Raw genomic sequence first — 3890 nt, forward strand, 5'->3', positions numbered from 1 at the left:
CACGCGCGACGGGTTGCAGAGCGGTGCATTACAATAAGCTTTGGTGAATGAAACCCCGCGACCCGCCAGACGATCAATATTCGGGGTCTTCGCCTGTGGATGACCTCCCAAGTGCCCTACCCAATCGTTCAAATCATCAACGGCGATGAAGAGGATATTAGGTCTGTCCTGTCCTTCGACAGATAGAATGGTCAACACTCCAACAAACCCTGCAAAGATCAAAGGGAAAATAAACTGGCGAACGTTCGTCATAAACTAGTCAGTTTCGGGGAATCAAAATGATAAAACACAGAGAATCGTAAAAACATGAATGCATTGTGTTCAGTTGAAATACAGGAGTCGAGAAATCAAAAACCCAGCCTTCAGTTAAGCCCAGGATAATTCATTCTGTGAGACTAAATCCATCGAAAGTAATGCTGGACCGACTTTAGTCGGGAATCTTGGATCGATCTTTTATTAAGATTGGTTAAATAACCTTTCATCGCAATACTAGTAGCTATGAAACCAGATTTCAAACCTGTAACCATGACGCGACGAAAAGCTTTGCAAAGGGTTGCGGGCTTGGGACTGCTGGGATTGGGAATGAGCCAGGGTTGTGCCAAAAGTGCGGCCTCCCAGAATATTCCGGTCATCGAATGGAATGCACATATATTCAGTCCCGATACGTCAAAATATCCTATTCACCCCAAGGCCACTTACACCCCGGATGTATCTGTGCATCCGTCCGATCCACTGTCCGCTTACCTCAAACGGCTGGACGAGGAAGGAATAGACCGGGCGGTCATCGTACATCCCGAACCCTACGGTGATGACCATCGTTTGATCATCGATTGCCTCAATCGCGAACCCGACAGGCTGAGGGGAACGAGTTTATTTTATCCGAGAGATCCTGAAGCGCCGGCCAAATTTGAAACCCTGGTCAAGCAAGTGCCCCATATCATTTCGACCCGGTTTCATGCCCTTCGTGGAAACGGGGCTTATCTTGACAGTTTTAACGATCCAGGAGCCAGGGCCCTTTGGAAGAAAGCCGTGGATCTTGGTCTGGTGGTCGAATTACATATCGGCCCCGATTATGCCGCCCAGGCCGGAAAGCTCATCGAAGAGTTTAAAGGATGTAAGGTGCTGATCGATCACCTGGCCGAACCCCATCTGGGCACAGCAGTCCAGTTCGCCGAAGTACTCGAGTTGGCCAAATACCCAAATGTCTATATGAAATTATCGGGGCTTAATCATTTTGCGAAAGATGAACCCTATTACGAAAGTGCGTTAGCTTTTACCGCACGGGTCATTCGTGAGTTTGGCGCCGATCGCATGGTCTGGGGCAGCGGCTCTCCTAAAATCGTGGATGTCCACATGGCTTCCTACTCCGTCACGGATCGGGCCAAGGTAAAAGGTGGAAACATTCAAAAACTGCTGAATTGGGCGTAGATTTCCAAGCCGTTGAAAGATCGAGCGGCGAACCAGTAAACTTTTAAGATTATGGTAGGGAGAAATTTTTCCACACGAAATCCCGAAAGTCCGCCGCGTGTTCCAATCCCCGGAATACCATTCCGCCCGTCGTAGGGCTCGCTGCTTGCAGCGTAGCTTTTTCCGGGAACGGCGTGGCTCGCGGTGGTCGCGTTGCCAGCAACGGACGCTACGGCATAACATCGACGCATTTCCCAGACCGTTGTTGATTGCGGAATGCCGACTACCAGACAATCGCAGGTGTCACCCGAAAAACGACCACCTGCAACGCTCACCCTAAACGTCAGATTAAATTCTCGAATCCTCAGATTTTCCCACCCTCCTTCTCCCCGCCGTATCTCAGAATACGAATAACCAATCCCGAAAAACACAATTGCCCCGCAGTTGCGTCTTGCCCTTCCGCTGCAAAGCTTTTTCAGTTTCCACTTTCCGAACCCGGAACTCTTACTTCCCATTCCCTTGCAGTCATTTTTTAAACCTACAATTTCCCCTGAATGGCCAAAGCTGTAATTAAAGACAAATCCCTCGAATTCTGGATCTGGGACGCCGCCTGCTCCATCCGCGGCGTCTATGAATCAGACCGGATCCTCGGCAAAATCCTCAAGCAACTGGGAGTGTAACCGCATATTTCGCAGATGAACGCTGATTTCACAGAGCTCCAACCTCCATACCCAATAGTCGCTACACCGTCGCAACAGTCTGACGAGCGATCTTCGTCGGCAATTGTCGCTACACTGAGGCGACAATTTCTCTCTACATCGTCGAGACAATTCAGCCAACTGGTGAAGGAGGGATGGCTATGAGCGAACTCGTCCTCTACACCTCCGACGACGGCCGCACCCGGCTCGACCTTCGCATCGAAGGCCAGACGGTCTGGCTGACCCAGCTCGAAATCGCCGAGCTCTTTCAGACCACCAAGCACAATATTTCCATTCACACAAAAAACATTTTCCAGGACGGAGAATTGACACGGGAGGCAACTGTTAAGGAATCCTTAACAGTTCAAATCGAGGGAAAACGCAAGGTTCAGCGCACGATCCAGCTCTATAACCTCGATCTCATCCTCGCCATCGGCTACCGCGTCCGCTCCCCTCGTGGTGTTCAGTTCCGACAATGGGCCAGCACCCATCTGAAGGAATACATTGTCAAAGGCTTCGTCATGGACGACGAGCGCCTCAAGAACCCCGGAGGTTGGGATTACTTCGACGAACTCCTCGCCCGCATCCGCGACATCCGGGCCTCGGAAAAACGCTTCTACCAGAAAGTCCGCGACCTCTTCGCCCTCAGCAATGACTACCAGACTCGTGAAAAGGAGACCTCGCTCTTCTTCGCCGAGGTGCAGAACAAGCTCCTCTACGCCGCCACCCGCCAAACCGCCGCCGAACTCATCGTCGAACGGGCCGATCCGAGCCAGCCCAACATGGCGCTCACCACCTGGAGCGGCTCCCGCGTCCGCAAGCAGGACATCATCATCGCCAAGAACTACCTCAGCGAAGACGAAGTCGACACCCTCAACCGCTTGGTCGTCATCTTCCTCGAACAGGCCGAACTCCGCGCCAAGCAGCAACAGGTCCTCACCCTCGAATTCTGGCGCTCCAGCGTGGACCGCATGCTGAGCTCCAACGACCAGCCCCTGCTCGATGGCCCCGGCTCCGTCAGCCACGAGGAGATGAAGGAGATTGCTGTGGAACGCTACGACAGTTTCGACGGCCAACGCCGCCAACAGGAGGCAATCGCCGCTGATGCGGAGGATCTGAAATCCATCGAGGAATTGGAGAAAGACCTCAAGCGGAAAGGAGGGAAACCGTGAGCGACCTGAACCCACTCGTAGACCTTTTCCGACAACTACAGCGCGTCCAAACCCAGGCCAAGACGCTCGGGGTTTTTGTCGGCGACCGGGATCTCATCGACTGTCCATCCTGCGGACTCTTCGAAGATGTGACTGCCCAGGGACTGCTCATTACCTCCCGCGAGCTGACCACCCCGCCGATCGATACCGGCTTGCGATTCTGTGAGGTATCGCCCAACACATTTCAGTGCCCGGCCTGTGCCGTGGTCATCAACCTCCACGAAGAAATCCATGGCAACGCCTAAGCCCGAAAAAAACAAATCCCCCGAATCCTGGATCTGGGACGCCGATCTTATCTTTTATCGTTAACATGTCTGCCAAACGCAAAGCCGCCAAGAAAGACTCCACCGCCCACCTCGGTTTCGAAGCCAAGCTCTGGCTCGCCGCCGACAAGCTCCGCAACAACATGGACGCGGCGGTTTCGAGCAAAGCGACACCCGTGCCGCAGGCTAAGGCATACAAGCACGTCGTCCTCGGCCTCATCTTCCTCAAATACATCTCCGACACCGCTGGAAAATTCCGAATGGCAAATGCCGAAGTGCGAACTCGAAATGCCCGCCCCCTTCGACATTCG

General features: G+C 53.1%; 7 protein-coding genes. 4 read left to right on the forward strand and 3 right to left on the reverse strand.

Annotation, left to right across the window (positions count from 1 at the left end):
• On the reverse strand, positions 1 to 252 hold a 252-nt coding region (locus tag O3C43_24920), incomplete at its 3' end, for a sulfatase-like hydrolase/transferase (protein MDA1069733.1).
• A 246-nt stretch (positions 253 to 498) separates the two neighbouring features.
• Between O3C43_24920 and O3C43_24925 the strand changes: the two genes are divergently transcribed.
• Positions 499 to 1428 carry an amidohydrolase family protein gene (locus O3C43_24925; protein ID MDA1069734.1) on the forward strand — a complete coding sequence of 310 codons (930 nt, stop codon included), beginning with the start codon at positions 499 to 501 and terminating at the stop codon, positions 1426 to 1428.
• Here the strand turns inward: O3C43_24925 and O3C43_24930 are convergent.
• The gene (locus tag O3C43_24930; GenBank protein MDA1069735.1) at positions 1404 to 1922 is read right to left on the reverse strand and encodes a hypothetical protein; all 519 of its coding nucleotides are present in this window, start codon (positions 1920 to 1922) and stop codon (positions 1404 to 1406) included. The genes O3C43_24925 and O3C43_24930 overlap by 25 nt on opposite strands.
• Before the next feature lie 39 nt (positions 1923 to 1961).
• Between O3C43_24930 and O3C43_24935 the strand changes: the two genes are divergently transcribed.
• Complete coding sequence (locus O3C43_24935; protein ID MDA1069736.1) at positions 1962 to 2087, forward strand: hypothetical protein; 126 nt, start codon at positions 1962 to 1964, stop codon at positions 2085 to 2087.
• A 179-nt stretch (positions 2088 to 2266) separates the two neighbouring features.
• The gene (locus tag O3C43_24940) at positions 2267 to 3277 is read left to right on the forward strand and encodes a virulence RhuM family protein (GenBank protein MDA1069737.1); all 1011 of its coding nucleotides are present in this window, start codon (positions 2267 to 2269) and stop codon (positions 3275 to 3277) included.
• Between the two features lie 35 nt (positions 3278 to 3312).
• On the opposite strand, the gene O3C43_24945 is transcribed toward O3C43_24940, so the two are convergent.
• Complete coding sequence (locus tag O3C43_24945; protein ID MDA1069738.1) at positions 3313 to 3549, reverse strand: hypothetical protein; 237 nt, start codon at positions 3547 to 3549, stop codon at positions 3313 to 3315.
• Positions 3550 to 3626: 77 nt separating this feature from the next.
• On the opposite strand from O3C43_24945, the gene O3C43_24950 reads away from it, so the two are divergent.
• Positions 3627 to 3890, forward strand: a 264-nt coding sequence (locus O3C43_24950; protein ID MDA1069739.1) for a type I restriction-modification system subunit M N-terminal domain-containing protein, incomplete at its 3' end; no start/stop codon positions are given.

Source organism: Verrucomicrobiota bacterium (genome assembly GCA_027622555.1).
Lineage (GTDB): Bacteria > Verrucomicrobiota > Verrucomicrobiia > Opitutales > UBA2995 > UBA2995.

What these genes read in the sequence shown, in the direction of transcription:
- O3C43_24925 (MDA1069734.1), top strand. Translation starts at nt 499, where the DNA reads ATGAAACCAGATTTCAAACCTGTAACCATGACGCGACGAAAAGCTTTG.
- O3C43_24935 (MDA1069736.1), top strand. Translation starts at nt 1,962, where the DNA reads ATGGCCAAAGCTGTAATTAAAGACAAATCCCTCGAATTCTGGATCTGG.
- O3C43_24945 (MDA1069738.1), bottom strand. Translation starts at nt 3,549, where the DNA reads ATGGATTTCTTCGTGGAGGTTGATGACCACGGCACAGGCCGGGCACTG.
- O3C43_24940 (MDA1069737.1), top strand. Translation starts at nt 2,267, where the DNA reads ATGAGCGAACTCGTCCTCTACACCTCCGACGACGGCCGCACCCGGCTC.
- O3C43_24930 (MDA1069735.1), bottom strand. Translation starts at nt 1,922, where the DNA reads ATGGGAAGTAAGAGTTCCGGGTTCGGAAAGTGGAAACTGAAAAAGCTT.